The 24,637-nt window shown below is 59.9% G+C and carries 28 protein-coding genes; 16 read left to right on the forward strand and 12 right to left on the reverse strand.

Annotated features, from left to right (window positions below; translation table 11 throughout):
* Nucleotides 1-41 precede the first annotated feature (41 nt).
* Nucleotides 42-245 (forward strand): putative selenium delivery protein YdfZ, encoded by a 204-nt coding sequence (ydfZ, locus tag AFK67_RS10170; RefSeq protein ID WP_007726214.1) that lies wholly within the window; start codon nt 42-44, stop codon nt 243-245.
* Between the two features lie 241 nt (nt 246-486).
* Here the strand turns inward: ydfZ and AFK67_RS10175 are convergent, their stop codons facing one another.
* The 4 genes from AFK67_RS10175 to AFK67_RS10190 form a co-directional block, all read right to left on the reverse strand.
* Entirely contained in the window at nt 487-1,953 is a 1,467-nt protein-coding gene (locus tag AFK67_RS10175; RefSeq protein WP_038883611.1) for a mannitol dehydrogenase family protein, read from the reverse strand.
* A 166-nt stretch (nt 1,954-2,119) separates the two neighbouring features.
* Complete coding sequence (locus AFK67_RS10180) at nt 2,120-3,397, reverse strand: MFS transporter (protein WP_038883609.1); 1,278 nt, start codon at nt 3,395-3,397, stop codon at nt 2,120-2,122.
* Nucleotides 3,398-3,447: 50 nt separating this feature from the next.
* On the reverse strand, nt 3,448-4,662 hold the full coding sequence (gene manD / locus AFK67_RS10185) for a D-mannonate dehydratase ManD (RefSeq protein ID WP_038883606.1): 1,215 nt from the start codon (nt 4,660-4,662) through the stop codon (nt 3,448-3,450).
* Nucleotides 4,663-4,813: 151 nt separating this feature from the next.
* Nucleotides 4,814-5,140 (reverse strand): YnfA family protein, encoded by a 327-nt coding sequence (locus tag AFK67_RS10190; RefSeq protein WP_032967419.1) that lies wholly within the window; start codon nt 5,138-5,140, stop codon nt 4,814-4,816.
* A 116-nt stretch (nt 5,141-5,256) separates the two neighbouring features.
* Here AFK67_RS10190 and AFK67_RS10195 point away from each other — a divergent pair, with 116 nt between their 5' ends.
* Together AFK67_RS10195 and speG are read left to right on the forward strand one after the other, a co-directional pair.
* Entirely contained in the window at nt 5,257-5,586 is a 330-nt protein-coding gene (locus tag AFK67_RS10195) for a DUF1283 family protein (RefSeq protein WP_007726225.1), read from the forward strand.
* Nucleotides 5,587-5,652: 66 nt separating this feature from the next.
* Nucleotides 5,653-6,213, forward strand: a complete 561-nt coding sequence (gene speG / locus AFK67_RS10200; RefSeq protein ID WP_007726226.1) for a spermidine N1-acetyltransferase — start codon at nt 5,653-5,655, stop codon at nt 6,211-6,213.
* 48 nt (nt 6,214-6,261) lie between these two features.
* Here the strand turns inward: speG and AFK67_RS10205 are convergent, their stop codons facing one another.
* Entirely contained in the window at nt 6,262-6,969 is a 708-nt protein-coding gene (locus AFK67_RS10205) for a YnfC family lipoprotein (protein WP_007726227.1), read from the reverse strand.
* Between the two features lie 116 nt (nt 6,970-7,085).
* Here AFK67_RS10205 and AFK67_RS10210 point away from each other — a divergent pair, with 116 nt between their 5' ends.
* From AFK67_RS10210 to dmsD, 5 genes are all read left to right on the forward strand, one after another.
* Entirely contained in the window at nt 7,086-7,382 is a 297-nt protein-coding gene (locus AFK67_RS10210; protein WP_007749084.1) for a DUF1161 domain-containing protein, read from the forward strand.
* A gap of 299 nt (nt 7,383-7,681) precedes the next feature.
* Nucleotides 7,682-10,117, forward strand: coding sequence for a dimethylsulfoxide reductase subunit A (dmsA, locus tag AFK67_RS10215; RefSeq protein ID WP_038883604.1), 2,436 nt, complete (start codon nt 7,682-7,684; stop codon nt 10,115-10,117).
* A gap of 9 nt (nt 10,118-10,126) precedes the next feature.
* Nucleotides 10,127-10,744, forward strand: coding sequence for a DMSO/selenate family reductase complex B subunit (locus tag AFK67_RS10220; protein ID WP_007726231.1), 618 nt, complete (start codon nt 10,127-10,129; stop codon nt 10,742-10,744).
* A 1-nt stretch (nt 10,745) separates the two neighbouring features.
* The gene (locus AFK67_RS10225; RefSeq protein ID WP_007726232.1) at nt 10,746-11,594 is read left to right on the forward strand and encodes a DmsC/YnfH family molybdoenzyme membrane anchor subunit; all 849 of its coding nucleotides are present in this window, start codon (nt 10,746-10,748) and stop codon (nt 11,592-11,594) included.
* 43 nt (nt 11,595-11,637) lie between these two features.
* Entirely contained in the window at nt 11,638-12,246 is a 609-nt protein-coding gene (dmsD, locus tag AFK67_RS10230; RefSeq protein WP_007726233.1) for a Tat proofreading chaperone DmsD, read from the forward strand.
* Here dmsD and AFK67_RS10235 read toward each other — a convergent pair.
* Nucleotides 12,243-12,578 (reverse strand): GlpM family protein, encoded by a 336-nt coding sequence (locus AFK67_RS10235; protein WP_007726234.1) that lies wholly within the window; start codon nt 12,576-12,578, stop codon nt 12,243-12,245. The genes dmsD and AFK67_RS10235 overlap by 4 nt on opposite strands.
* A gap of 328 nt (nt 12,579-12,906) precedes the next feature.
* Between AFK67_RS10235 and osmY the strand changes: the two genes are divergently transcribed.
* Genes osmY through osmV form a run of 4 tightly spaced genes read left to right on the forward strand, consistent with a single transcriptional unit; the run spans nt 12,907 to nt 16,344 of the window.
* Nucleotides 12,907-13,620 (forward strand): osmoprotectant ABC transporter permease OsmY, encoded by a 714-nt coding sequence (osmY, locus tag AFK67_RS10240; RefSeq protein ID WP_007726235.1) that lies wholly within the window; start codon nt 12,907-12,909, stop codon nt 13,618-13,620.
* Between the two features lie 16 nt (nt 13,621-13,636).
* On the forward strand, nt 13,637-14,539 hold the full coding sequence (locus AFK67_RS10245) for a glycine betaine ABC transporter substrate-binding protein (RefSeq protein ID WP_007726236.1): 903 nt from the start codon (nt 13,637-13,639) through the stop codon (nt 14,537-14,539).
* A gap of 9 nt (nt 14,540-14,548) precedes the next feature.
* Nucleotides 14,549-15,196, forward strand: coding sequence for an osmoprotectant ABC transporter permease OsmW (osmW, locus tag AFK67_RS10250; RefSeq protein ID WP_007726237.1), 648 nt, complete (start codon nt 14,549-14,551; stop codon nt 15,194-15,196).
* Nucleotides 15,196-16,344, forward strand: coding sequence for an osmoprotectant ABC transporter ATP-binding protein OsmV (osmV, locus tag AFK67_RS10255; RefSeq protein WP_007726238.1), 1,149 nt, complete (start codon nt 15,196-15,198; stop codon nt 16,342-16,344). The genes osmW and osmV overlap by 1 nt, the downstream gene beginning before the upstream one ends.
* Before the next feature lie 114 nt (nt 16,345-16,458).
* Here osmV and bioD read toward each other — a convergent pair whose 3' ends face one another.
* The 3 genes from bioD to AFK67_RS10270 all read right to left on the reverse strand — a co-directional run bounded on the left by bioD (nt 16,459) and on the right by AFK67_RS10270 (nt 19,511).
* Complete coding sequence (bioD, locus tag AFK67_RS10260; protein ID WP_007726239.1) at nt 16,459-17,151, reverse strand: dethiobiotin synthase; 693 nt, start codon at nt 17,149-17,151, stop codon at nt 16,459-16,461.
* Between the two features lie 115 nt (nt 17,152-17,266).
* Nucleotides 17,267-18,484: a sugar metabolism global transcriptional regulator Mlc gene (gene mlc / locus AFK67_RS10265; RefSeq protein WP_007726241.1), complete on the reverse strand. Its 1,218-nt coding sequence runs from the start codon at nt 18,482-18,484 to the stop codon at nt 17,267-17,269.
* Between the two features lie 109 nt (nt 18,485-18,593).
* Entirely contained in the window at nt 18,594-19,511 is a 918-nt protein-coding gene (locus AFK67_RS10270) for a multidrug efflux transcriptional activator YnfL/SxtR(Kp) (RefSeq protein ID WP_007726244.1), read from the reverse strand.
* Nucleotides 19,512-19,632: 121 nt separating this feature from the next.
* On the opposite strand from AFK67_RS10270, the gene AFK67_RS10275 reads away from it, so the two are divergent.
* The 4 genes from AFK67_RS10275 to AFK67_RS10285 all read left to right on the forward strand — a co-directional run bounded on the left by AFK67_RS10275 (nt 19,633) and on the right by AFK67_RS10285 (nt 23,658).
* The gene (locus AFK67_RS10275; RefSeq protein WP_038883598.1) at nt 19,633-20,883 is read left to right on the forward strand and encodes a multidrug efflux MFS transporter YnfM/SxtP(Kp); all 1,251 of its coding nucleotides are present in this window, start codon (nt 19,633-19,635) and stop codon (nt 20,881-20,883) included.
* A 73-nt stretch (nt 20,884-20,956) separates the two neighbouring features.
* Nucleotides 20,957-22,441: a carboxypeptidase M32 gene (locus AFK67_RS10280; RefSeq protein ID WP_038883596.1), complete on the forward strand. Its 1,485-nt coding sequence runs from the start codon at nt 20,957-20,959 to the stop codon at nt 22,439-22,441.
* Between the two features lie 157 nt (nt 22,442-22,598).
* Nucleotides 22,599-22,733, forward strand: a complete 135-nt coding sequence (gene ydgU, locus AFK67_RS23515; protein WP_007726251.1) for a small membrane protein YdgU — start codon at nt 22,599-22,601, stop codon at nt 22,731-22,733.
* 103 nt (nt 22,734-22,836) lie between these two features.
* Nucleotides 22,837-23,658, forward strand: a complete 822-nt coding sequence (locus AFK67_RS10285; protein WP_007726261.1) for a trypsin-like serine peptidase — start codon at nt 22,837-22,839, stop codon at nt 23,656-23,658.
* 44 nt (nt 23,659-23,702) lie between these two features.
* Here the strand turns inward: AFK67_RS10285 and mdtI are convergent, their stop codons facing one another.
* From mdtI to AFK67_RS23705, 3 genes are all read right to left on the reverse strand, one after another.
* Entirely contained in the window at nt 23,703-24,032 is a 330-nt protein-coding gene (gene mdtI, locus AFK67_RS10290) for a multidrug/spermidine efflux SMR transporter subunit MdtI (protein WP_007726263.1), read from the reverse strand.
* Nucleotides 24,019-24,378, reverse strand: coding sequence for a multidrug/spermidine efflux SMR transporter subunit MdtJ (gene mdtJ / locus AFK67_RS10295; RefSeq protein ID WP_007726265.1), 360 nt, complete (start codon nt 24,376-24,378; stop codon nt 24,019-24,021). Before mdtJ ends, mdtI begins: the two co-directional genes overlap by 14 nt.
* A 127-nt stretch (nt 24,379-24,505) precedes the next feature.
* Entirely contained in the window at nt 24,506-24,616 is a 111-nt protein-coding gene (locus AFK67_RS23705) for a protein YdgV (RefSeq protein ID WP_428841044.1), read from the reverse strand.
* Nucleotides 24,617-24,637 lie beyond the last annotated feature (21 nt).

The following is a 24,637-nucleotide window of genomic DNA, read 5'->3' on the forward strand; positions in this document are numbered from 1 at the left end:
CTCGTCTGGATCATTCATCACTATTCAGAGGAGATATCACCATGATGACCTACGATCGCAACCGTAACGCCATTACCACCGGCAGCCGCGTGATGATCAGCACCACCGGCGAAACCGGCGTCATTAAAACGATCCACGGCGAAGGCCTGACGGCCGAGCAGATCCGCCGTGGCCGCACCGTGGAAGTGGAAGGCTGCGAAGGTAAATTCGAGCCGATCGAATTGATTCGTTTAGGGATGCATTAATTACGCCGGATGATGCCCGGCGCGTGCGACAGGCGCCGGGCGTGCCTGAATTGGCCTGGACGGCGGGTGCGCTGCGCTTACCCGCCCTACGGGTGGCAACGGTGATGTAGTTATCCAGGGTGGGTAAGCGACGCGCACCCACCATTTACCCAAATACCCCCATCACCACTTCGCAGCCCCTACCACTCCATCAAACTTCACCTCTCGCCAGACAACCCTGACGTTGCCTTAACCTTCCCGACTATGCCATCTGCTGCATGTACTGCGCTACGGTGTCTCTGGCGCCCTGCGACGACAAACGCGTGAAGGCGGCGGTCACGTCGGCGACAAATTCCGGCGCCGCCGCCAGGTCGTCGCCAAAAATCGCCGTCAGCCCGAGCAGCGCTTTTACGCGCGCCTCGCCGTTCTCGCTGGTAGAAACCGCTTGCTGAATCGTCGCCAGCAGCGGATCGCAGACGTCAATCGCGTTACCCGCATCATCCACACCGCTCACGTAGCGCATCCAGCCTGCGACGCCGAGCGTCAGCAGATCGTGACGACTGCCGTTCGCCCGGTGCCAGCGGATGGAATCGAGCCAGCGCTGCGGCAGCTTCTGGCTGCCGTCCATCGCGATTTGCCAGGTGCGGTGGCGCAGCGCCGGGTTGCTGTAACGCTCAATGAGCAAATCCGCGTAACACGCCAGATCCACGCCCTGCACGCTCAGCGTCGGGGCCTGTTCGTTCAGCATCAGCAGACGGGCCGCGCGTCGGTAATGGTCATCGCCCATGCAGTCGTTAATATGCTCATAACCGGCCAGATAGCCGAGATACGCCAGAAACGAATGACTGCCGTTGAGCATGCGTAGCTTCATCTCCTCAAACGGCACCACGTCGCGCACCAGCTGCGCCCCGGCCTTTTCCCACGCCGGACGGCCCGCCACGAAATTATCTTCAATCACCCACTGGCGAAACGGCTCGCAGGCGACGCCCGCCGGGTCGCGAACGCCGGTCAGCTCAGCGATTTTATCGAGCGTCTGCGGCGTCACGGCGGGCACAATGCGGTCGACCATCGTTGACGGAAACGTCACGTGCGCTTCAATCCAGGCGGCCAGCTGCGCGTCTATCGCGCGGGCATACGCCGTCACCACGTTGCGGGCCACATGGCCGTTTTCCGGCATGTTATCGCAGGACATCACGCTGAAGCCTTTAAGCCCGGCGGCCTTACGGCGCGCCAGCGCCTCGACAATCACCCCAACGGCCGACGAGGGCTGGTGCGGATGCGCGAGATCGGCGGCGATAAGCGGGTTATCCATTACCAGCTCGCCGGTCGCGGGTGAATGGCAGTAGCCTTTCTCGGTAATGGTCAGCGAGACTATCTCCACCTGCGGCTGGCAGAGCGCGGCAAACACGGCCTCGGGGCCATCCACCTGCGCGTGCAGCGCGCTTTTCACCACGCCCACCACGCGGGCGCGCCAGGCGTCGGCAGACATTTCCGCCACGGTATAGAGGTTATCCTGACGCCGGATATCGGCGATTTGCTGCTCCCCGCCAATCAGGTTGATTTCACAGTAGCCCCAGTCGCTGCCGTGCTCTGCCGCAAGAATATCGGCGTATACCGCCTGATGCGCGCGATGAAACGCGCCAAAGCCAAGATGAACAATGCGGGCGGCCAGCCTGTCGCGGTCGTAAGTGGGCAGAATGGCGCGAGCGTTGAGAAGCGTGTTTTCCATAGTCATGACTCATTTGATAAATAAAGTAATTTGTATGAAGCCTACGCATCACAGCGACGCGCTTTATGATTTGCGACAGCTTTTACTAACTACCTTGACTAGAATGGTAGTAAAGCGTGATTTTCATCACGCTTTAGCGTTGAGCAATACCAGGTAAAAGCCAGGATCAGACGGTGGCGGGTTTGACGGCGAGCTTTTCGTGGCCGGGCGCTTTCACAAACGTCCAGAGAATAATGGCGCCGAGAATGTCCATCATGCTGAGAATAATAAAGAAGGGATTGTAGCCGACGGTTTTCACCAGCCCGCCCATAATCAGCGTGCAGATAAAAATGCCCGTCCAGCCTGCCGTACCGGCGAAACCGCTGACGGTGGAGGTTTCATTACGGCGAAAGAGATCGGTCGCCATCGTGATCACCTGAGTCGACAACATCTGGTGCGCGAACGCGCAGACGGAGACCAGCCCTACCGCCACATAGGCGCTGTCGACAAACCCGACAAACGCCAGCGGCAGCATCAGCACCGCGCCTGCGCTAAAGCCGATGCGCCGGGCGTTGATGGTCGAGATATTCCAGCGCTTCATCATGAAATTATTTAAAAAGCCGCCCGCCATGCCGCCGAAATCCGCCGCCAGAAACGGCAGCCAGGCGAACAGCGCGATATCTTTAAGCGGCATGTGCCGCACGGTCATCAGATAGACCGGCAGCCAGAAGTTAATGGTGCCCCAGGCCGGGTCGGCCAGGAAACGCGGCAGCGCGATACCCCAGAAATTACGCTGGCGCAGGATCTCCATCACTGACGGTCTGGTGCCGTCCGCCTCCAGATGTTTCTCCTGTCCTTCATCGATGTACTGCGCCTCCTGTACGCTCAGCGCGCGGTGGCGCGCCGGAGATTCATACCCGAACCACCAGATGACGGCGAACACCAGGCCGAGCGCGCCGGTTATCACAAACGCCATTTCCCAGTTGTAGGCCATAATGGCCCACACCACGAGCGGCGGAGCCAGCATCGCGCCGATGGAGGTGCCGATATTCGCGATCCCCCCCGCAATGCCGCGCTCTTTCGCCGGAAACCATTCGGAGTTGCACTTGACGCCCGCCGGAATGGCGGAGGCTTCGCTCAGTCCCATCAGCCCGCGCAAAAAGGCCAGCCCGCCCCACGAATGACAGGTGGCGTGCGCCATGTTGGTCAGCGACCAGGCGACGATCATGATAAAAAAGCCAAGTTTCAGGCCAACCACATCGATAAAGAAACCGCACAGCGGCTGCGCAATCGTATAAGCGAACTGAAAGGCGCTTAAAATCCAGGCGTATTGCTGTTCATTAATATGCAGCTCAGTAAATAACGTCGGGGCCGAGACGCTAAGCGAGCTGCGCGCGAGCGCATTAATTATCGTGCCTAATGACACCAGGCCTATCATATACCAGCGTAGGTTTTTGATTTTCATGGGTAGGGTCCGGGTATTGTTATGTTAGCGCAAGGAAAGGCGCGTAGCGCTTACCAGTTCCACAGCGTGCCGTCTTCAAGGCGCGCGACGGGAAGGTAAGCCGGATCGTAGGGATATCTGGCCGCCAGCTTTTCATCGAACTCAATGCCAAGCCCCGGTTTATCGCCCGGATGCATATAGCCGTTGTCGAAGGTCCAGCTGTGCGGGAAGACCTCCAGCATCTGGGCTGAATAGCCCATATACTCCTGCACGCCGAAGTTCGGCACCCAGAGGTCGAAATGCAGCGCGGCGGCGTGGCAGACAGGCGAGAGATCCGACGGGCCGTGCGAGCCGGTGCGCACCTGATAGAGCGCGGCGAAATCGGCGATGCGCCGCATTCCCGTAATACCGCCCGCGTGAGTGACGGTGGTGCGGATGTAATCAATGAGCTGCTCTTCAATCAGCTGCTTACAGTCCCAGATGCTGTTAAAGACTTCGCCGACCGCGATGGGCGTTACCGTGTGCTGGCGAATAAGCCGGAAGCAGGCCTGGTTTTCGGCAGGCGTCGGATCTTCCATCCAGAACAGGCGGTGATCTTCAATGCTCTTGCCGAAACGCGCCGCCTCGATGGGCGTCAGGCGGTGGTGCATGTCGTGCAGCAGGTGTTCGTGAAAGCCGAATTTCGCGCGCACCGCCTCGAAGAGTTTCGGCGTGAAATCGAGGTATTTCTCGGTGGACCACAGCTGCTCTTCCGGCCACTGGCCTTTGGTGGCGGGCTCATACGCCTGCCCTTTGCCCTTCGCCATGCCGTACGTGGTTTTCATGCCCGGCACGCCGCACTGCACGCGAATCGCTTTAAAGCCGAGTTCTTTATGACGCGCGTAGTCGTCCAGCACTTCATCGATGGTGTGCCCGGTGGTGTGGCAGTAAACCATCACGCCCTCACGCGACGCGCCGCCCAGTAACTGATAAAGCGGCATCCCGGCGGCTTTGGCTTTGATATCCCACAGCGCAGTGTCGATAGCGGAAATCGCCGACATCGTCACCGGACCGCGCCGCCAGTAAGCGCCTTTATAGAAAAACTGCCAGATATCCTCGATCCGCTGCGCGTCGCGCCCCACCAGCTGCGGGCAGAGGTGATCGCGCAGATAGCTCGCCACTGAGAGCTCGCGCCCGTTAAGCGTGGCGTCGCCAAGCCCGGTGAGCCCGTCTTCGGTGGTGATTTTTAGCGTGACAAAGTTGCGACCGGGACAGGTGACAAACACTTCCGCCTTACTGATTTTCATACCTCTTTCCTTTTCAAAACGGCAATGCGCTGACTGTACGCATTGCGACCAACTGACTTAACTACCATACAAGTTGATTTGCAGGAAAAATGCGCGACGCTTCACAAAGCGTGAAGCGCTATGAGAGCAAACGTAATGAGGAATAAAAACGTCAGGCGCGGCCCCAGCCCGCCACGATAATCAGCATGCCGCACAGCGCCACCGCCGCACCCGCCCAGTCGTACAGGCTCAGACGCACGCCATCTACGACGCGCAGCCAGAGCAGCGCGGTCATTACATAGACGCCGCCGTAGGCCGCATAAACCCGTCCGCTCGCCGCCGGGTGCAGCGTCAGCAGCCAGACGAACAACATCAGCGACAGCGCCGCCGGCAGCAGCCAGAGTATGCTCGCGCCCTTGCGCAGCCACAGCCACGGCAAAAAACAGCCGATGATTTCGGCAAGGGCGGTGGCAAAAAACAGCAAAGTGGTTTTAATCATAGAGAGGCTCATGTTGATAATATCGGCAATCGCCACCGCTGTGCGCGATTCGCGCACGATGATATAGTAAAGCGTGTCGGCTTCACGACAAGAACAGCTTCATTAAGGATATCGCTATGAATAAATTCCTTCGCCACTCTCTGCTGCTGGCGCTGTTGACCGGTGCATTAACCAGCGTTGCCCACGCGCAAACCGATAAACTGATTATTGAGTCCGGCGACAATGCCCGCACCCGTCAGGACGCCGCGATGGATAAAGAGCAATGGAATGACACCCGTTCTTTACGCCAGAAAGTGAACAAACGCGCCGAAAAAGAGTGGGATAAAGCGGATGTCGCGTTTGACGCGCAGGATAACTGTGAAAAAAGCGCCAACCTCAACGCCTACTGGGAACCCAACACCCTGCGTTGCCTTGACCGCCGCACCGGCCGCGTTATCAATCCGTAACCCTCATTTGCATCACGGCTCCCGCCCGCCGGGGGCCGGCTTTCCCGCGCATAAAAAGGATGAACGATGTCAGACTACGTTGATGTCAAACTGCGCCCGCTGGAACGTGAAGATTTGCGTTTCGTCCATCAGCTCGACAATAACGCCAGCGTGATGCGCTACTGGTTTGAAGAACCCTATGAAGCGTTCGTCGAGCTTTCCGATCTCTATGACAAACATATCCACGACCAGAGCGAACGCCGCTTTGTGGTGGAGTGCGATGGCGATAAAGCGGGCCTGGTGGAACTGGTGGAAATTAACCATGTGCACCGCCGCGCCGAGTTTCAGATAATTATTTCACCGGAACATCAGGGCAAAGGTCTCGCCACCCGCGCGGCGAAGCTCGCGATGGACTACGGTTTTACGGTGCTGAATCTCTATAAACTCTATCTGATCGTCGATAAAGAGAACGCCAAAGCGATTCATATTTATCGCAAGCTGGGCTTCATGGTCGAAGGCGAACTCGTCCATGAATTCTTTATTAATGGCGAGTATCGCAACACCATCCGCATGTGTATTTTCCAGTATCAGTACCTGACGCACCTTAAGCCCGTCGGGAACAGCCTGCTGAAACCCACCGCCCAGTAAGCCGGTAAAGCGCAGGCCCCCTGCGCTTTATGGCCTCACGCGACGCAATTAGTAGTAGTTAATCTCGTTCTGGATAGTGAATTTATGCTGCTTCGCAGGCGTTGTGCCCGTGTCGGTCAGCTCCAGCACGCAGCTTAACGGGTTGAGGTGGCGGTCATAGTCGCAGCTCTGCTTCGCGGTATCGATGACTTTATCGTTGAGTTTCGTCACCGAGGTGTAGTCATGCTTTTTACGTTTGTCGCTCGGCGTGGCGACCGTTGAGAGCTCGGCGTCTTTGGCTTTGCTGGTTTTGCCAAGCGGGTAGCCTTCGTCATCGTAACGATAGCTGGTCGTCACGTCGTTAGTGTGTCCCTTCACCACAAATTCGCGATCGTTAGTCTCATAGATCATGCCGACCGCGGGCAACTCCGCCAGCTGGCATTTGCCCTGGAGCCGGATGCGCTTTTCGCGGGTCACCGCGTCGAGGTAATAGTTCGCATCCAGCACCAGCGCGAGATGGCTGTTGCTCGGTTTGTCGACATAGTTCAGCGTCTCGAAACAGCCCTCCTGCGAGAGCGTGCCGTTAACTTCGGTTTCCACCTCGCCGCTGTCGTTAATCAGTTTCTGGGTGAAGTTTTTCACCGGGCCGCGCAGCGGATCGAAATTAAACTCGCTGGAGAAACTGGCCATTTCCGGGCTGAACGGCGCGAGCGCGTCCGGCTTATCGCAACCGGTTAGCACCAGTGACACCATCATTACCGTTACGTATTTATTCACGTTTTTATTATCCTTCTGCGGCCTCGCCAAAAGCGGCATGATATCTGAAAAGTCAGTGATATATATAACAACTGCTATGCTTACTACATCTGTTTTACGCCAATAAGGAGCCGTTGATGAAAAAACGTTACTGGGCAGGCGCCCTGCTGCTGGCCGCGACATTACCGGTCAGCGCCGCGCAAAACTCCTGTGAACGGGTCAAAGCCGATATTGAACAGCGCATCATTAATAACGGCGTACCGGAAAACGGGTTTACGTTAACTATCGTCCCTAACGATCAGGCTGACCAGCCTGATGCGCAGGTGGTCGGCCATTGCGCCAACGATACCCAAAAAATTCTCTACACCCGCACCCAGAGCGGCAACGCCTCAGGCGGAGCCACCTCCCAGGGCGCGGCGAGCGAACCGCAATAATTATTGGTAACAACCATCAGGGGCTTCGGCCCCTTTTTTTATTTCCGCGCGCCTTTGCCGCCACATCCCTTGACCCTCGTTAACGTTTCCTGGTCCATTCTGAGTAACACTCTTCCCGCGCTAATCATTAGCGTTCTAATCATCTGATTTTTTTGCCTCATGGCCGCCTGTTGCCGCGCGCCGGAGACAACCCGCCGCACACCAGTCTGCTGCAGATAGCGAAGATCTGGCGCGGGCTTACCACAACCATAACAACAGGTACCACATTGACTCTCCGCTATGGAGACAAGGAGCAAGTAATGTCAAATACCGATAATCCGGTCGGCATCACCCGCCGCACGCTGGTGAAATCCACCGCGCTGGGCGGTCTGGCGCTGGCGGCAGGCGGTATCTCTCTGCCCTTCGGGCTGAAGCAGGCGGCCGCCGCGGTGGGACGCGCCACGGGCGCGCCGGATGAACGTATCGTCTGGAGCGCGTGCACCGTCAACTGCGGCAGCCGCTGCCCGCTGCGAATGCATGTGGTGAACGGCGAGATCCGCTATGTCGAAACCGATAACACCGGCACCGATGACTATAACGGGCTGCACCAGGTACGCGCCTGCCTGCGCGGGCGCTCCATGCGGCGGCGCGTCTACAACCCGGATCGTCTGAAATACCCCATGAAGCGCGTCGGCAAACGCGGCGAAGGAAAATTCGTGCGTATCAGCTGGGAAGAAGCGCTGGATACCATCACCCAGGGGATGAAGCGCATTATCAGCGAATACGGCAACGAGGCTATCTATCTCAACTACGGCACCGGCACGCTCGGCGGCACCATGACTCGCTCCTGGCCGCCAGGCAAAACGCTGCTTGCCCGGCTGATGAACTGCTGCGGCGGTTATCTTAACCACTACGGCGACTACTCCAGCGCGCAGATCGCCGCTGGCCTGAATTACACGTATGGCGGCTGGGCCGACGGCAACAGCCCGTCTGATATCGCCAACAGCAAGCTGGTGGTGCTGTTTGGCAATAACCCTGGCGAAACCCGCATGAGCGGCGGCGGCGTGACGTACTACCTTGAACAGGCGCGCGCCGCATCGCAGGCGCGGATGATAGTCATCGATCCGCGCTATACCGACACCGCCGCCGGGCGCGAGGATGAGTGGATCCCGATCCGCCCCGGCACCGATGCCGCGCTGGCCTCCGCCATCGCCTGGGTGTTGATCGCTGAAAACTATGTCGATCAGGCGTTTCTGGATACTTACTGCGTCGGCTATGACGAGAAAACGCTGCCGCCCGGCGCGCCTGCCAATGGTCACTATAAGGCGTATATTCTCGGCGACGGGCCGGACGGGATAGCCAAAACGCCCGCCTGGGCCGCGCCCATTACCGGCATTCCCGAGGCGCGCATTATCAAACTCGCCCGCGAAATCGGCCAGGCCAAACCGGCGTTTATCGCGCAGGGCTGGGGGCCGCAGCGCCACTCTAACGGCGAACTGGCCTGCCGCGCGATAGCGATGCTCCCTATCCTCACCGGCAATGTCGGCATTCACGGCGGCAACAGCGGCGCGCGCGAAGGCTCGTTCTCGCTCCCCTTCGCGCGAATGCCGACGCTGGAAAACCCGGTACAGACCAGCATCTCCATGTTTACCTGGACCGACGCCATCGAGCGCGGCCCGTCGATGACCGCGACCGCCGACGGCGTGCGGGGTAAAGAGAAGCTCGACGTGCCGATTAAGATGATCTGGAACTACGCCGGTAACTGCCTTGTTAACCAGCATTCCAACATCAACCGCACCCACGAGATTTTGCAGGACGATAAAAAGTGCGAGCTTATCGTGGTGGTCGACTGCCATATGACCGCCTCGGCGCGCTATGCCGATATTCTGCTGCCGGACTGCACCGCGTCGGAGCAGATGGATTTCGCGCTCGACGCCTCCTGCGGCAACATGGCCTACGTGATTTTCGCCGATCGGGCCATTGCGCCGCGCTTTGAATGTCGCACTATCTATGACATCACCAGCGCGCTGGCGGCGCGTATGGGTGTCGGCGATACCTTTACCGAAGGCCGTACGCAGGAAGGCTGGTTGCGCCATCTTTACGCGCAGTCGCGCCGCGCCATCCCCGAACTGCCGGATTTCGACACGTTCCGTAAACAGGGTATTTTCAAGCTTCGCGATCCGCAGGGCCATCACGTAGCCTATCAGGCTTTCCGTGAAAACCCGACCGCCAACCCGCTTACCACGCCCTCCGGCAAAATCGAGATTTACTCCTCGGCGCTTGCCGATATCGCCGCGCACTGGCAGTTGCCGCAAGGCGATGTGATCCATCCGCTGCCGGTCTACAGCCCCGGCTTTGAACAGGCAACCGATCCGCAGCGCGCGCGCTACCCGCTCCAGCTCACCGGTTTTCACTATAAGTCCCGCACGCATTCCACGTACGGCAATGTCGATGTTTTACAGGCCGCCTGTCGCCAGCAGATCTGGATCAATCCGCAGGATGCGCAGGCGCGCGGCATCAGCGATGGCGATCGGGTGCGGGTCTGGAACGCGCGCGGCGAAGCGCGTATCGAGGCGAAAGTGACGCCGCGCATTATGCCGGGCGTCGTGGCGCTGGGCGAAGGCGCGTGGTATCAGCCTGACGCGCAGGGCATCGATCACGCCGGTTCCATTAATGTACTGACCACCCAACGGCCATCACCGCTCGCGAAAGGTAATCCGTCCCACAGCAATTTAGTTCAGCTCGCCAGGGTTTAAGGAGTCCCGATGACCACACAATATGGCTTTTATATCGATTCCAGCCGCTGCACCGGGTGTAAAACCTGCGAGCTGGCGTGCAAGGATTACAAAGATCTCACCCCGGAGGTGAGCTTTCGCCGCATCTATGAATACGCGGGCGGCGACTGGCAGGAAGATAACGGCGTCTGGCATCAGGACGTTTTTGCTTATTACCTCTCGATTGCGTGCAACCACTGTGAGGATCCCGCCTGCACCAAAGTGTGCCCGAGCGGCGCGATGCACAAGCGTGAGGATGGTTTTGTGGTAGTGAACGAGGACGTCTGTATTGGCTGTCGCTACTGCCACATGGCGTGTCCTTACGGCGCGCCGCAGTACAACGCGGCCAAAGGGCATATGACCAAATGCGATGGCTGTTATGAGCGCATCGCCGAGGGGAAAAAACCGATTTGCGTCGAATCCTGCCCGCTGCGCGCGCTGGATATGGCGCCCATTGAAGAGCTGCGTAAAAAGTACGGCTCGCTGGCGCAGGTCGCGCCGCTGCCCGCCGCCCACTTTACCCGCCCGAATATCGTCATTAAACCCAACGCTAACAGCCGCCCGACCGGTGATACCACCGGCAAACTGGCGAATCCGAAGGAGGTCTGAAATGGGAAGCGGATGGCAGGAATGGCCGCTGGTGTTATTCACCGTGCTCGGCCAGTGCGTGGCGGGCGGACTTATCGTTACCGGGCTTGCGTGGTTTACCCGCCACCAGAATGACCGCGTGCGTATCGTGCGCGTCATGTTTTTTCTCTGGGTATTAATGGGGATCGCGTTTCTCGCCTCGGTGATGCATCTCGGCTCGCCGCTGCGCGCGTTTAATTCGCTGAACCGTCTTGGCCACTCGCCGCTCAGTAATGAGATTGCCAGCGGATCGCTGTTTTTCGCGGTCGGCGGGCTGTGGTGGCTGGTGGCAGTACTCGGCAAAATGCCACCGACGCTCGCGAAAGCCTGGCTTATCGTGGCGATGGCGCTCGGCGTGGTGTTTATCTTCGCGATGACGCGCGTGTATCAGATAGACACCGTGCCTACCTGGCATAACAGTTACACCACGCTAGGCTTTTTCCTGACGGCGCTGCTCGGCGGGCCGCTGCTCGGCGCGCTCCTGCTGGCGGCGGCTGGCATGGCGACACCGCGGGCATGCGCCGTGGTGGCTATGCTGGCGCTGGTGATAAGCCTCGCGGCGGCGCTGATGCAGACCGCAAGCCTTGCGGGCATTCACAGCACCGTACAGCAGGCGAGCGCCCTGCTGCCGGATTACGGCTTCTGGCAGGCGTGGCGCATGGCGCTGCTGGCGCTCGGCATCGGTTGCTGGCTCTGCCCGCTGGTACGTCGCGTCCCGCCGCGCCCGTGGAGGCTGATGGCAGGGTTTGCGCTGGTGCTGGTGGGTGAGCTTATCGGCCGTGGCCTCTTTTATGGCCTGCATATGACGGTGGGTATGGCCGTTGCAGGATAATCTTCGGGCGGCGGCGCCGCCCATTTTTCAGGGCAGTAATACAGTGAAAGAGACGTTAATGGATATCGCCACCAGCGCCCGCATTCTCGGCGCACTTTTTTATTATCCACCGCACGCGCCCGAAACGCGCGCCGTGGTTGACGCGCTGCGCACGCCGGGCTGGGAGCGCGAATGGCCCTGGGCGTTTGACCCGGCGCTGACCGCAGGATTTAGCGCGCCTGACGCTGAAGACGAAACGCTGGCGCAGGCGTGGCAGCGGCTGTTCATCGGTCCGCACGCGTTACCCGCCCCGCCGTGGGGCTCGGTTTGGCTCGATCGCGAATCCGTGCTGTTTGGCGACTCGACGCAGGCGTTGCAGGGCTGGCTTTATGAGAACGCCATCGCCTTTGAAACGCCGCCGCAGGAGCCCGCGGATCATATCGGTCTGCTGCTGCTGCTGGCCGCCTGGCTTGCCGACGAGGGAAAAATCCGTGAGCTGGACGAGCTGCTGGCCTGGCACGTGCTGCCGTTCGCGCCGCGCTTTCTGGAGGTCTTCTGCGCGCAGGCGCAGCACCCGTTTTACGTGGCGCTCGGCGAACTGACGCGCGCGACGCTCGCCGGGTGGCGCAGCGCGCTGGTCATGCCGGTGGCGCAAAAGCCGCTGTACCGTTAGTGAAAGCGGCTCCACAGCGCAATCAACAGCCAGGCGCTCAGGCACCAGCAGGCCACCGCTCCGCTGAGCGCCAACGGCACTTTGACCATGCCGCTCAGGACCCACAGCGAAGCAAGATAGACAAAATAAGGAATGATCGCCCACATACCGAATATCACCGTGGTGCGCAGCGCCTCCACGCCGCGCCCGGTGACGACAATATAGTGGGCAATCAGCGCAAAAGTCGGAAAGAGCGGGATCAGCCCGGCGATATAGTAATTTTTTGTTTTCGACAGCATACCTATCAGCACTACTACCGCCGCACCGAGCAGCGCTTTTATCAACAACCCCATCGTTTTACATCCGCCTTCTGAATTCAGTTTTTTCTGACGCTACCATAACTGCGCGCCATGCCGGGCTTTTTCCACCACAGATGGCTCTTTTTGTGACGGTGTCACTTATCAACGCACCCTTTTAAGATAATTCTCTTGATCGCGCCTTAAACGAGGCGGCGTAAGGCCAAAACGTTAATTGCCGGGATAAACCATTTGCCAGGTAATGGTCACGCCGACTGGAATCCTTCCCGCCCGGTTGCTATAGCTCAATACACCCTGCCGACACACGGCATAACAACAGGCGAGCCTTATCGCCATAAAACGTGCACCAGGGAGACAACGCCTCATGCAGAAAGCCTCACTGACTCTACGCGCCATCGGGGCGCTGGCCGGGCTCGCGGTGGTTATCGGGCTGCTGGTCTGGGGCATCGGCCCTGAGACTATCGCCGCCCGCCGCGAAGACCTGCTTTATCTCGGGAAACAACACCTCATTCTGGTCTTCAGCTCAATGGCGCTGGCGCTGGCGGTCGGCATTCCGAGCGGAATTTTGTTAAGCCGCCCCGCCGCCCGCCGTTTTGCGGAATACGCCATGCAGATCTTTAACGTCGGCAATACCCTGCCGCCGCTCGCGGTCCTCGCGCTGGCGATGGTCGTGGTCGGCATCGGCGATAAACCCGCCATCGTGGCGCTGTTTCTCGCCTCTCTGCTGCCGATTGTACGCAATACCTACGCTGGACTCTGCGCCGTACCGGGCTCTCTGATTGAAGCGGCTAACGGCATCGGCATGACCAAAGGCCAGCGGCTCTGGCAGGTGGAACTGCCGAACGCATGGCCGGTGATGCTCTCCGGCATTCGTATCGCCACCGCGATTAACGTCGGTACCGCGCCGCTGGCGTTTCTTATCGGCGCCAGCAGCTTCGGCGAGCTGATTTTCCCCGGTATCTACCTGAACGATTTCCCGACGCTCATTCTCGGCGCCGCCGCCACGGCGTTGTTCGCGCTGATTCTGGACATGGCGCTCGCCGCGCTGGGCCGCGTGCTCAGCCCGCATACCGCCTGATGATAAGGAGCTTCCGATGACCCTGTTCTCTCGTCTGCTGGCCATCGCTACCGCGGGCTTATTCTTTGCCAGCGCCGCCAGCGCCGCGCCGCTGGTGCTGACCACCAAGAGCTTTACCGAGCAGCATATTCTTTCCGCCATGACGGTGCTGTACCTGCAAAAGAAAGGTTTTCAGGTCGAGCCACGCACCAATATCGCGACGGTGATTTCGCGCAACGCCATGATCAACAAACAGGTGGACATGACCTGGGAGTACACCGGCACGTCGCTGATTATCTTCAACCACATCAACAAACGGATGTCGCCGGAAGAGACCTATAACACCGTGAAAAAGCTCGATGCGAAGCTTGGCCTGGTCTGGCTCAAACCCGCGAGCATGAACAATACCTACGCGTTTGCCATGCAGCGCAAGCGCGCCGAGGCGGAGCACATCTCGACGATTTCGCAGCTCGCGCAGAAGGTCGAGCAGGTGCGTAAAACCGACCCGGATAACAACTGGATGCTGGCGCTCGATCTGGAGTTTTATGGGCGCAGCGACGGCATGAAGCCGCTGCAAAAAGCTTACAACATGCCGCTCGACCGCCCGCAGATCCGCCAGATGGACCCCGGCCTCGTCTATAACGCGATTCGCGACGGCTTTGTCGAGGCGGGTCTGGTCTACGCCACCGACGGGCGCGTTAAGGGGTTCGATTTGAAAGTGCTGGAGGATGACAAAGGTTTCTTCCCGAGCTACGCCGTGACGCCGGTGGTGCGTAAAGAGACGCTGGCGGCCAATCCTGGCCTGGAGGAGGCGCTGAACACGATCTCCGGGCTGATGGATAACGAAACCATCACCACGCTTAACGCGAAGGTGGATATCGATCACCAGACGCCGCAGCAGGTCGCCCGCGACTTCCTGCGCGACAAAGGTCTGCTTTAAGGAGCGATGATGGATACCATTCACTATATGATCGATAACGCCGGTTTCCTCGCCACGCTGACGTTCCAGCATTTGTGGCTGGTGCTGCTGGCGGTGGGTTTCGCGATTGTTATCGGCGTGCCGCTCGGCATTCTGATTGTGCGTTATAAGTGGCTCGCCACCCCCGTGCTGGGGCTCGCCACGCTGGTGCTGACCATTCCGTCCATCGCCCTGTTCGGGCTGATGATCCCGCTCTTTTCGCTGATAGGCCAGGGCATCGGCGCCCTGCCCGCCATTACCGCCGTGTTTCTCTATTCGCTGCTGCCGATTGTGCGCAACACCCATACCGCGCTCGACAGCCTGCCGCCGGGGCTGCGTGAAGCCGGGCGCGGCATCGGCATGACGTTCTGGCAGCGCCTGCGCTGGGTGGAGATCCCGATGGCGCTGCCGGTGATTTTCGGCGGTATCCGCACCGCCGTGGTGATGAATATCGGCGTGATGGCTATTGCCGCCGTCATCGGCGCGGGCGGGCTTGGGTTATTACTGCTTAACGGCATCGGCGGCAGCGACATTCGTATGCTTATCGCCGGCGCGCTGATGATCTGTTTACTGGCAATTATTCTGGACTGGTTACTGCACCGCTTGCAGGTCGTGCTGACGCCTAAGGGGATCCGATAATGATTAAACTTGAAAACCTCACCAAACAGTTTGCGCAGAAAAACGGCCAGACCGTGAATGCCGTGGATAACGTCAATCTGAACGTGCCGGAAGGCGAAATGTGCGTGCTGCTCGGCCCGTCCGGCTGCGGCAAAACCACCACGCTGAAGATGATTAACCGGCTGATAGCGCCCTCCGGCGGCAAGATTTACATTAACGGCGAAGACACGACGGACCTCGACACCGTGACGCTGCGCCGCAATATCGGCTACGTTATCCAGCAGATCGGCCTCTTCCCGAATATGACCATCGAAGAGAATATTACCGTGGTGCCGCGGATGCTGGGCTGGGACAAAGCGCGCTGCAAGGAGCGCGCGACCGAGCTGATGGCGATGGTGGCACTGGATCCGAAACGCTTTCTCAATCGTTACCCGAAAGAGATGTCCGGTGGTCAGCAGCAGCGTATCGGCGTGATCCGCGCGCTGGCGGCGGATCCGCCGGTGCTGCTGATGGATGAGCCGTTCGGGGCGGTTGACCCGATTAACCGTGAAGTTATTCAGAACCAGTTCCTTGAGATGCAGCGCCAGCTGAAGAAGACCGTGATGCTGGTGAGCCACGACATCGACGAGGCGCTGAAGCTTGGCGACCGCATCGCGGTCTTCCGCCAGGGGAAAATCATTCAGTGCGCGAGCCCTGACGAGCTGCTCGCCAAACCGGCGAATGACTTTGTGGGTTCGTTCGTGGGCCAGGACCGCACGCTCAAGCGCCTGCTGTTGATTCAGGCGGGTGATGTGACCGACAAACAGCCGACCATCACGGTGCGCACGTCAACGCCGCTGGCCGACGCCTTCGCGCTGATGGATGACAACGATATGCGCTCGGTGACGGTGGTGGATGAAAACGAGAAGCCGCTGGGGTTTGTGAAGCGTCGCGAAGCGCGCGGCGCTGTGGGCGTCTGCGCCGATATGCTTCACCCATTCCGGGTCACCGGCAAGGCGGAAGATAACCTGCGCGTGGTGTTGTCGCGCCTGTATGAGCACAACACCGTGTGGATGCCGATTGTGGATGAAGAGGGCCGCTACAGCGGCGAGATTTCACAGGATTATATCGCCGATTACCTCAGCTCCGGCCGCACCCGTCGGGCGTTGAATATCCACGAAGGGCTGTAAGCCAGGTGGCGGGTGCGCGTTGCTTAGCCGCCCTACATATAGCCGGAATGTAGGGTGGGTAAGCGAAGCGCACCCACCATTTCGACAACACCACTATTTCTACGACACCCGCCCTTACACGGCAGCGCGCAACAGGTCGGTCGCGCCAAGGCGCGTCACGTCCACCCACTTCGCCAGCTCGCGCTGTTCGGCGCGCGGCAGATACGGCAGCTCGCCAATCAGCGGCGCGGGCAGCTTCTGACTCAGCACCGCAATGATTTCCGCGTAATGCGCAAGCCCCGGGTTAATCCGGTTCGCCACCCAGCCCACCAGCGGCAGGCCGTCGCTCGCGATAGCCTGCGCGGTTAACAGCGCGTGATTCAGGCAGCCTTCCTGAATGCCCACCACCATCAATACGGGCAGCTGTTCCTGCACCACCCAGTCGGAAAGCGGGCGTAAATCGTTCATCAGGCTGCGCCAGCCGCCGGTGCCCTCGACCACGACGTGATCGGCCTGATCGCTCAGCTGCGCCAGGCCGTTTGATAACAACGAATAGTTAATCGCGCAGCTGTGCGCCACGCTGCTCTCTTCTTCGCTAAATGCGACAGGGTTAATCGCCTCATACGGCAGCGCCAGGGTGGACACGCTTTGCAGCACCAGGGCGTCCTTATTGCGCAGCCCCTCCGGCGTAATTTTGCTTCCTTTCGCCACCGGCTTATAGCCCACTACGCGCTTGCCGGTGGCGGCCAGCGCCTGTAACAGGGCGCGGGACACCACCGTTTTCCCGACGGCGGTATCTGTACCGGTAATAAAGACGCGCTTAAGCATCGCTGACTCCATCTGCCATTGTGTGAAAAAGAATGATCCAGTGGCAAAAGTCTAAAAGAAGACTTTCAGGGTCAGCTTGAGATAGCGCAATTTTTAGTGGATCAGGGAAAAGTTGTCATCCCTGCAACAGGCGAATCAACAACGAACCGTTATACATCGCGTCTTTCACCAGCGCCGCGCCAGCCATCGTGCCGCGGTTGGAGAACTGAGTGCTTTCCACGCTGATGTTACGGCTGTAGGCGGGCAGCGACTGCTGGCGGACCGCGTCAGCAATCGCCGGGAACAGAATATCCGACGCCCGGTTGAGCGGCGAACCAATCAGAATTTTTTGCGGATTAAACAGATTCACCATAATGGCGAGAATGCGTCCGACGTTCGTGCCGACGCCAAGAATGATATCGCGCGCCAGCAAGTCGCCCGCCAGCGCCGCGTCGCACAGCGACGCCACGCCGAGCGGCTGTCCGTGAAGCATCGAGCCCATCGACTGGTTCATCCGCTGCTGGGCGAGCTCCAGCACGCTGTCGATACTGGCGATGGTTTCAAGGCAGCCGTGATTGCCGCAGTAGCAGCGTTTGCCGTAAGGATCGACCTGCGTGTGGCCAATCTCCACGAGGCTGCTGCTGCCCGCGTGCAGCAGGCGGCCGTCGGTGATAACGCCCGCGCCGACGTTATGGTCGATAACCACCTGAATCACGTCGCGCGCGCCGCGCGAGGCGCCAAACAGCCCTTCGGCCATCGTCCAGGCGCTGATGTCATGCTGAATAAACACGGGCACGCCGGTATGGGCTTCCAGCGCCACGCCGAGCGGCATATCGACAACGTCATAAAACGGCATCTGGCGCACCAGCCCGTGCTCGGTATCGATAACACCCGGCAGCGTGATGGCGATGGCGGTCAGTCGCTCCAGCTGGCGCTGATGGCGAATAAAAAAGCGATCGATATGATCGATAATACGATCGAGCAGCGGGCGGGCCTCTTTCAGCGGCAGGTCGAGCTGCTCTTCCACCACCAGTTTGCTGCTGAGATCGCGCAGCGCGAGGTTAATTTCGCCGCGGTTGATGCGCACAGACAGATAGTGCCAGGCGTCGGTCTCCACGGCCAGCCCCACCGCCGGACGCCCGCGGCTGCCCGGCTCCTGGATTTCCGTCTCCTGCACCAGATGCGCCTCGAGCATTTCGCGCACGATTTTCGTGATGCTGGCGGGAGCGAGCTGCGCCAGTCTGGAAAGGTCGATACGTGACACCGGGCCAAGCTGATCAATCAGGCGATACACCGCGCCCGCATTGGTCTGTTTTATCTGATCGATATGGCCCGGTTGACTATCAGCAACCACGTCTCACTCCCTTATTTTCGCGCTTCGAAATAAACATTCGGCTATGGTGAAGCACTTCGCCAGGGCGCGTCAAATTTTTGCTTAGCCTTGTGATTTACTGCACATTTTATCAGGGTTTCGCGCCCGTTTCCGGGGGCAATGGCGCGCCGGTCAGCAGCGAAATGAAACGGTGTGCCGCCGCGCTTTGCTCCCGGTGACGCGCCCAGACCAGCCACATTTCTGAAATCGCGTCCGGCTCGCGCAGTTTTACCCAGCGCATTTCTTCGAGGCGCACGCGCTGAAACGACGCTGGCAGAATCGACACGCCAAGCCCCGCCGCCACCAGCCCGATAATCGTCATCGCCTCGCCCACCTCCTGCGTGATGCGCGGCTGCACGCCGTAGCGATGTAGCAGGCTAAGAATATCGTCATACAGCCCGGTGCCGACATGCGGGTCGAAAAACACGAACGGCTCACCCGCCAGTTCGCGTAATGACACCGACTCGCGCGCGGCAAGCGGGTGATCGCAGGGGATCAGCGCCAGCAGCGGCTCGCGCAGCACCAGCTGCCAGGCGAGCGTCTCTGGCAGCGGCGTGTTGCGCATCAGCCCGACATCCAGCCGCCCTTCGGTCAGCGGCGCTATCTGTGAGCGGGTGTTGATTTCCAGCGTCTGCAAATGCACGTCCGGGTAGCGGCGGCGAAACACCGACAGCGTATCGGAGATGGCGCGGATAAACGGCGCGGACGACGTAAAGCCGATGCGCAGCTCGCCGGTTTCGCCGTTATGGAGCCGGGCGGCGCGTATCGCCGCCGCCTCGACCTCGCTTAAGATCTGGCGGCTGTCGGCGAGAAATTGCCTGCCCGCCGCCGTCAGGCTGACGCTGCGGTTGGTGCGGGCCAGCAGCCGTGCGCCGGTCTGGGCTTCCAGCGCCTGGATCTGCTGGCTTAACGGCGGCTGGGAGATATTAAGCCGCGCGGCGGCGCGGCCAAAATGCAGCTCCTCGGCGACCGCCACGAAATAGCGAAGATGGCGCAGTTCGATATTCATATTTAATTCATATTATTTGAGATTATTAATATATTAGACAGATGATTTACCGCTTTCTACTCTTGCGTGAGTGCCTTACCCGTCGGCCAACAAGCGCGGGGATATTACGTAAGGATCTGCTGTGAGTCGTACCTCTTCCGTCAGCGCCGCGCCGGCGCAGGCCGCTGACGATGTTGTGATTGCCGCGCCGGCGACGTATATCAAACGCGGTACGCCCGCTTTCATGCGCGTGACGCTCGCCCTCTTCTCCGCAGGCCTCGCCACGTTTGCCCTGCTCTATTGCGTACAGCCCATCCTGCCGGTGCTGTCCCAGGAGTTCGGCGTGACGCCCGCGACCAGCAGCGTCTCGCTGTCAGTCGCGACCGGGATGCTGGCGGTCGGGCTGCTGTTTACCGGGCCGCTCTCCGACGCCATCGGGCGTAAAAACGTGATGGTGACCGCGCTTCTGCTGGCCTCCATCTGCACCCTGCTCGCCACCATGATGCACAGCTGGCACGGCATTCTGCTGATGCGAGCGCTAATTGGGCTCTCTCTGAGCGGCGTGGCGGCGGTCGGCATGACCTATCTTTCCGAAGAGATCCACCCAAGCGTGGTGGCGTTCTCGATGGGGCTTTATATCAGCGGTAACTCCATCGGCGGCATGAGCGGTCGTCTGCTGAGCGGCGTTATCACCGATTTCTTCGGCTGGCGCGCGGCGATGGCGTTTATCGGCTGCTTTGCCCTCGCGGCGGCGCTGATGTTCTGGAAAATCCTCCCCGCCTCGCGGCATTTTCGCGCCTCTTCGCTGCGCCCGCGCACGCTGCTGATTAACTTTCGCCTGCACTGGCGCGACGCCGGTCTGCCGCTGCTGTTTGCCGAAGGCTTCCTGCTGATGGGCGCGTTCGTCACGCTGTTTAACTATATCGGCTACCGGTTGATGCTCTCGCCCTGGCACTTAAGCCAGGCGGCGGTGGGCCTGCTGTCGGTCGCCTATCTCACCGGCACCTGGAGTTCGCCGAAAGCGGGCGCGATGACCGCGCGTTTTGGCCGCGGCCCGGTGATGCTCGCCTTCACCGGCGTGATGCTCTGCGGTCTGCTGCTGACGCTGTTCTCCTCCCTGTGGCTGATTTTCGCGGGCATGCTGCTCTTCTCCGCCGGTTTTTTCGCCGCCCACTCGGTCGCCAGCAGCTGGATAGGCCCGCGGGCGCGGCGCGCCAAAGGCCAGGCCTCGTCGCTCTATCTCTTCAGCTATTACCTGGGCTCCAGCGTCGCCGGCACGCTCGGCGGGCTGTTCTGGCATCAGTATGGCTGGAACGGCGTCGGCGGGTTTATCGCGCTGCTGCTGGTGCTGGCGCTGCTGGTGGGCCGCGGTCTGCATCGCCGTCTGCGCTGACAGGCTTTCGGGCCTCGTGTTTCGTCAGGGTTAATGCTACCTTTTCAGCTTGCCGACAACGACACGAGGCCTTATGGAAAACAAAAACTATCAACAGCTTAGCCGCACGTTCCTGCGGCTTTCCCGTTTCTCCCATCTCTCGGCTATCGCCAGCTGGGATATGTTTTCGATGATGCCGCCGGGCGGCAGCCGCGCGCGCGGCGAAGCCCTGGCCGAGCTCAGCGTGCTCCAGCATCAAATCCTCACCGATAAAAAAATGGCCGACTGGCTGCGCGGGGCGGAGCAGGAAGACCTTAACGATCTCGAACAGGCGAACCTGCGCGAAATGCAGCGCCACTATCAGCAGGCGGCACTGTTGCCGGAAGCGCTGGTGGAAGCCAAATCGCTTGCCGGTAGCCGCTGCGAGCACGCCTGGCGCAGCCAGCGTCCGGCGAACGACTGGGACGGTTTTGCTGAAAACCTCAAAGAAGTGGTGAAACTGAGCCGCGAAGAGGCCGCCATCCGCGCCGACGCGAAAGGCTGCTCACGCTACGACGCGCTGCTCGATATTTTCGAGCCGGATATGACCAGCGCGCGTCTTGATACCTTATTTGGCGATTTACGACGCTGGCTGCCGGATCTGCTCGCCCGCGCGGTGGAAAAACAGGCACGCACCGCGCTTATCACGCCGCAGGGGCCGTTCCCCGTCGCGCAGCAGCGCGAGCTGGGCCTGGAGGCGATGCGCCTGCTGGGCTTTGATTTCGACGGCGGCAGGCTGGACGTCAGCGCACACCCGTTCTGCGGCGGCGTGCCGGAAGATGTGCGCATCACCACGCGCTATGACGAAAACGAACTCTTCAGCGCGCTGTTCGGCGTTATCCACGAAACCGGTCACGCCCGCTATGAGCAAAATCTGCCGCGCGAGTGGCCGGGCCAGCCGGTGGCGCTGGCGCGTTCCACCGCCATCCACGAATCCCAGAGCCTGTTTTTCGAGATGCAGCTCGGACGTAGCCGCCCGTTCCTGAAGCTCCTGCTGCCGCAGGTGGTGGCGCGTTTCGGAACGCAGCCCGCCTTTGAGGAGGAGAATTATCTCGCCTGGAACCAGCGCGTGAAGCCCGGTTTTATCCGCGTCGATGCCGACGAGGTGAGCTACCCGGCCCACGTGGTGCTGCGCTATGAAATTGAGCGCGCGCTGATTGATGGCGACATTGAGGTGGACGATATCCCGGCGCTGTGGGATGAGAAAATGCAGCAGTGGCTGGGGATTTCCACGGTTGGCAATTACCGCGACGGCTGCATGCAGGACATTCACTGGACCGATGGCGGTTTCGGCTACTTCCCGTCGTATACGCTCGGCGCGATGTATGCCGCCCAGCTGTTCCACGCCGCGCGCCAGGCGCTGCCGAACCTCGACGCCGCGATTGCCGCAGGCGATCTGCGCCCGCTGTTTGACTGGCTGCGCCAGTCGGTGTGGCAGCACGGCAGCCGCTTCAGCACCTCACAACTGCTCACCAACGCCACCGGCGAAGATCTCAACCCGCGCTACTTCCAGGACCATCTGACGGCGCGCTACCTGTAAGCGCGTCACCCGCCGCCGGGCCCCGCGCCCGGCGCTGTACATTCCGTTACACGCCGATACTAATCACCTACGGACGCCCGCCCCGCCACGCCTTTATAGTCCTGCTTCGCCCCGCCGTTTTTTCTTCGCCGCTTTGGTCAGGCCTGCGCGCTCAGGCATGCGCGTTGCCGTTTGCGCCGGACGCGCGGGCTGCGATTTCCGGAGGCCCGACATGATCCGCCGTTATCAGTTTGAGATAATCCTGACGCTGCTGCTGCTGTGCGGTGCGCTGACGGCCTTTTTTTACTGGTAAAATACGCTAGCACGCTGATTTTATTCTCACTTTGCTGGCGTCACGTCTATAGTTACCTCACAGGGTTACTTTAATAATCATAATTGCCCCACCAGAGAGTGATATGCGCAAAACCGTTTTCTTGTTACTGGGATCGCTATTATTACCTGCTTTTATTACGAACGCCGACGAGGGAGATGGCGTCGCTGACGCCGCCAGCGACGTACAAACCCTCTTTTTTGGCCATGACGATCGCACGCCCGTGCCGGATCCGGCCTCTTCCCCCTGGGACGCTATCGGCCAGCTCGAAACCGAGAGCGGCAATTTATGCACGGCCACGCTTATTTCCCCGCATCTGGCGCTGACCGCCGGACACTGCCTGCTCTCGCCGCCGGACGGCACGCCGGATCGCGCGGTGGCGCTGCGGTTTGTGTCGCAAAAAGGCAAGTGGCGCTACGAGATCCACAGCATTGAAGGGCGCGTCGCGCCGTCGCTCGGCCACAAGCTGAAAGCCGACGGCGAGGGCTGGATCGTACCGTCTTCCGCCGCGCCTGAAGATTTCGGGCTGATTATCCTGCGCAATCCGCCGTCGGGCCTGACGCCGCTGCCGCTGTTTGAGGGCGACCGCGCGGCGCTGAACCGCGCGCTGAAAGCCACGGGCCGGCGCGTCACGCAGTCGGGCTACCCGGAAGATCATCTCGACGCGCTCTACAGCCATCAGGATTGCCTGATAACCGGTTGGGCGCAGCGTTCCGTGCTGGCGCACCAGTGCGACACGCTGCCGGGCGACAGCGGCTCGCCGCTGATGTTGCGCACCGACAGCGGCTGGCAGCTGATTGGCGTGCAGAGCTCCGCGCCTGCGGCCAAAGATCGCTGGCGCGCCGATAACCGGGCGATTTCGGTCACCGGCTTTCGCGAGCGGCTCGAAGCGCTGGCGGACGAATAAAAAAGGGGCGCTCAGCGCCCCTTCTCTTGTTGCTTTTGCCCGCCTTACGCCAGCTTGATAATCACCATCCCCACCAGCAGCAGCCCAAGCCCTGCCCAGCCTTTGCGGTTAAGACGCTGGCCGAACATTATCCAGCCCGCCGCCACCGTCGCCGCGATGCCGAAGCCGCCCCACAGCGCGTAGGCCACAGCGAGATCGATGCCCTTCACCGCCTGACCGAGGGCGCTGAAGGCCGCCAGCACCGCCACCAGCGACGCGACGCCATAGACCGGACGGCGAAAACCGTCGGAAAACTTCAGCCAGATATTGGCGATAATTTCGAGGCCGATCGCCAGCAGCAGCCAGAGAATATGCGCTAACTCAACCTGCGACATGGCGCACCTCCGTTTTACGCGTCTGCGTCTGGGTACCGGTTTTAATCAGCAGAATGCCTGCGATTAACACCAGCAGACCCAACCCTTTTTGCAGCGTCAGCGTTTCGTTAAACAGCACGACGCTAAAAAGCGTAATTAGGACGATCCCAACACCTTCCCACAGGGCATACGCCACACCGAGCGCGATACGCTTAACCGAGAAAGAAAGAAAAATATACGAAAGGGAAATCATCACCAGCATTAAAATAAATCCGGCGTGGCCGCCGCCCACGCTTGCCCATTTTAATGACAGCGTTCCGGTAATTTCGGCGATAATCGCCAGTACTAATAAAATCCAGTAAAACATGGTCTCTCTCCTGCCTGAGAAAAATACACAGGCCTGTCAGATGCCGCGACGTGACGCGTCATAAGAAATGATTAAATAGCCACAGGCGTACAGTGAATGCCTGAAGAAATAAAAAGAGAGAACCTGACTACAGCGCGTTGCGCCAGTGCTGTTCGCCGCAGGAAAAGACGGCAGAGGATGGTGTGGAAAAAGCGTAAAACGGTGAAATAAAGCGACTGAACTGGTTGTCCATAATCATTCAATTTATCCGCGGTCTTGC

Source organism: Cronobacter dublinensis subsp. dublinensis LMG 23823 (assembly GCF_001277235.1).
Lineage (GTDB): Bacteria > Pseudomonadota > Gammaproteobacteria > Enterobacterales > Enterobacteriaceae > Cronobacter > Cronobacter dublinensis.

What these genes read in the sequence shown, in the direction of transcription:
- ydfZ (WP_007726214.1), top strand. Translation starts at nt 42, where the DNA reads ATGATGACCTACGATCGCAACCGTAACGCCATTACCACCGGCAGCCGC.
- AFK67_RS10175 (WP_038883611.1), bottom strand. Translation starts at nt 1,953, where the DNA reads ATGGAAAACACGCTTCTCAACGCTCGCGCCATTCTGCCCACTTACGAC.
- AFK67_RS10180 (WP_038883609.1), bottom strand. Translation starts at nt 3,397, where the DNA reads ATGAAAATCAAAAACCTACGCTGGTATATGATAGGCCTGGTGTCATTA.
- manD (WP_038883606.1), bottom strand. Translation starts at nt 4,662, where the DNA reads ATGAAAATCAGTAAGGCGGAAGTGTTTGTCACCTGTCCCGGTCGCAAC.
- AFK67_RS10190 (WP_032967419.1), bottom strand. Translation starts at nt 5,140, where the DNA reads ATGATTAAAACCACTTTGCTGTTTTTTGCCACCGCCCTTGCCGAAATC.
- AFK67_RS10195 (WP_007726225.1), top strand. Translation starts at nt 5,257, where the DNA reads ATGAATAAATTCCTTCGCCACTCTCTGCTGCTGGCGCTGTTGACCGGT.
- speG (WP_007726226.1), top strand. Translation starts at nt 5,653, where the DNA reads ATGTCAGACTACGTTGATGTCAAACTGCGCCCGCTGGAACGTGAAGAT.
- AFK67_RS10210 (WP_007749084.1), top strand. Translation starts at nt 7,086, where the DNA reads ATGAAAAAACGTTACTGGGCAGGCGCCCTGCTGCTGGCCGCGACATTA.
- dmsA (WP_038883604.1), top strand. Translation starts at nt 7,682, where the DNA reads ATGTCAAATACCGATAATCCGGTCGGCATCACCCGCCGCACGCTGGTG.
- AFK67_RS10220 (WP_007726231.1), top strand. Translation starts at nt 10,127, where the DNA reads ATGACCACACAATATGGCTTTTATATCGATTCCAGCCGCTGCACCGGG.
- AFK67_RS10225 (WP_007726232.1), top strand. Translation starts at nt 10,746, where the DNA reads ATGGGAAGCGGATGGCAGGAATGGCCGCTGGTGTTATTCACCGTGCTC.
- AFK67_RS10235 (WP_007726234.1), bottom strand. Translation starts at nt 12,578, where the DNA reads ATGGGGTTGTTGATAAAAGCGCTGCTCGGTGCGGCGGTAGTAGTGCTG.
- osmY (WP_007726235.1), top strand. Translation starts at nt 12,907, where the DNA reads ATGCAGAAAGCCTCACTGACTCTACGCGCCATCGGGGCGCTGGCCGGG.
- AFK67_RS10245 (WP_007726236.1), top strand. Translation starts at nt 13,637, where the DNA reads ATGACCCTGTTCTCTCGTCTGCTGGCCATCGCTACCGCGGGCTTATTC.
- osmW (WP_007726237.1), top strand. Translation starts at nt 14,549, where the DNA reads ATGGATACCATTCACTATATGATCGATAACGCCGGTTTCCTCGCCACG.
- osmV (WP_007726238.1), top strand. Translation starts at nt 15,196, where the DNA reads ATGATTAAACTTGAAAACCTCACCAAACAGTTTGCGCAGAAAAACGGC.
- bioD (WP_007726239.1), bottom strand. Translation starts at nt 17,151, where the DNA reads ATGCTTAAGCGCGTCTTTATTACCGGTACAGATACCGCCGTCGGGAAA.
- AFK67_RS10270 (WP_007726244.1), bottom strand. Translation starts at nt 19,511, where the DNA reads ATGAATATCGAACTGCGCCATCTTCGCTATTTCGTGGCGGTCGCCGAG.
- AFK67_RS10280 (WP_038883596.1), top strand. Translation starts at nt 20,957, where the DNA reads ATGGAAAACAAAAACTATCAACAGCTTAGCCGCACGTTCCTGCGGCTT.
- ydgU (WP_007726251.1), top strand. Translation starts at nt 22,599, where the DNA reads ATGCGCGTTGCCGTTTGCGCCGGACGCGCGGGCTGCGATTTCCGGAGG.
- AFK67_RS10285 (WP_007726261.1), top strand. Translation starts at nt 22,837, where the DNA reads ATGCGCAAAACCGTTTTCTTGTTACTGGGATCGCTATTATTACCTGCT.
- mdtI (WP_007726263.1), bottom strand. Translation starts at nt 24,032, where the DNA reads ATGTCGCAGGTTGAGTTAGCGCATATTCTCTGGCTGCTGCTGGCGATC.
- mdtJ (WP_007726265.1), bottom strand. Translation starts at nt 24,378, where the DNA reads ATGTTTTACTGGATTTTATTAGTACTGGCGATTATCGCCGAAATTACC.
- AFK67_RS23705 (WP_428841044.1), bottom strand. Translation starts at nt 24,616, where the DNA reads ATGATTATGGACAACCAGTTCAGTCGCTTTATTTCACCGTTTTACGCT.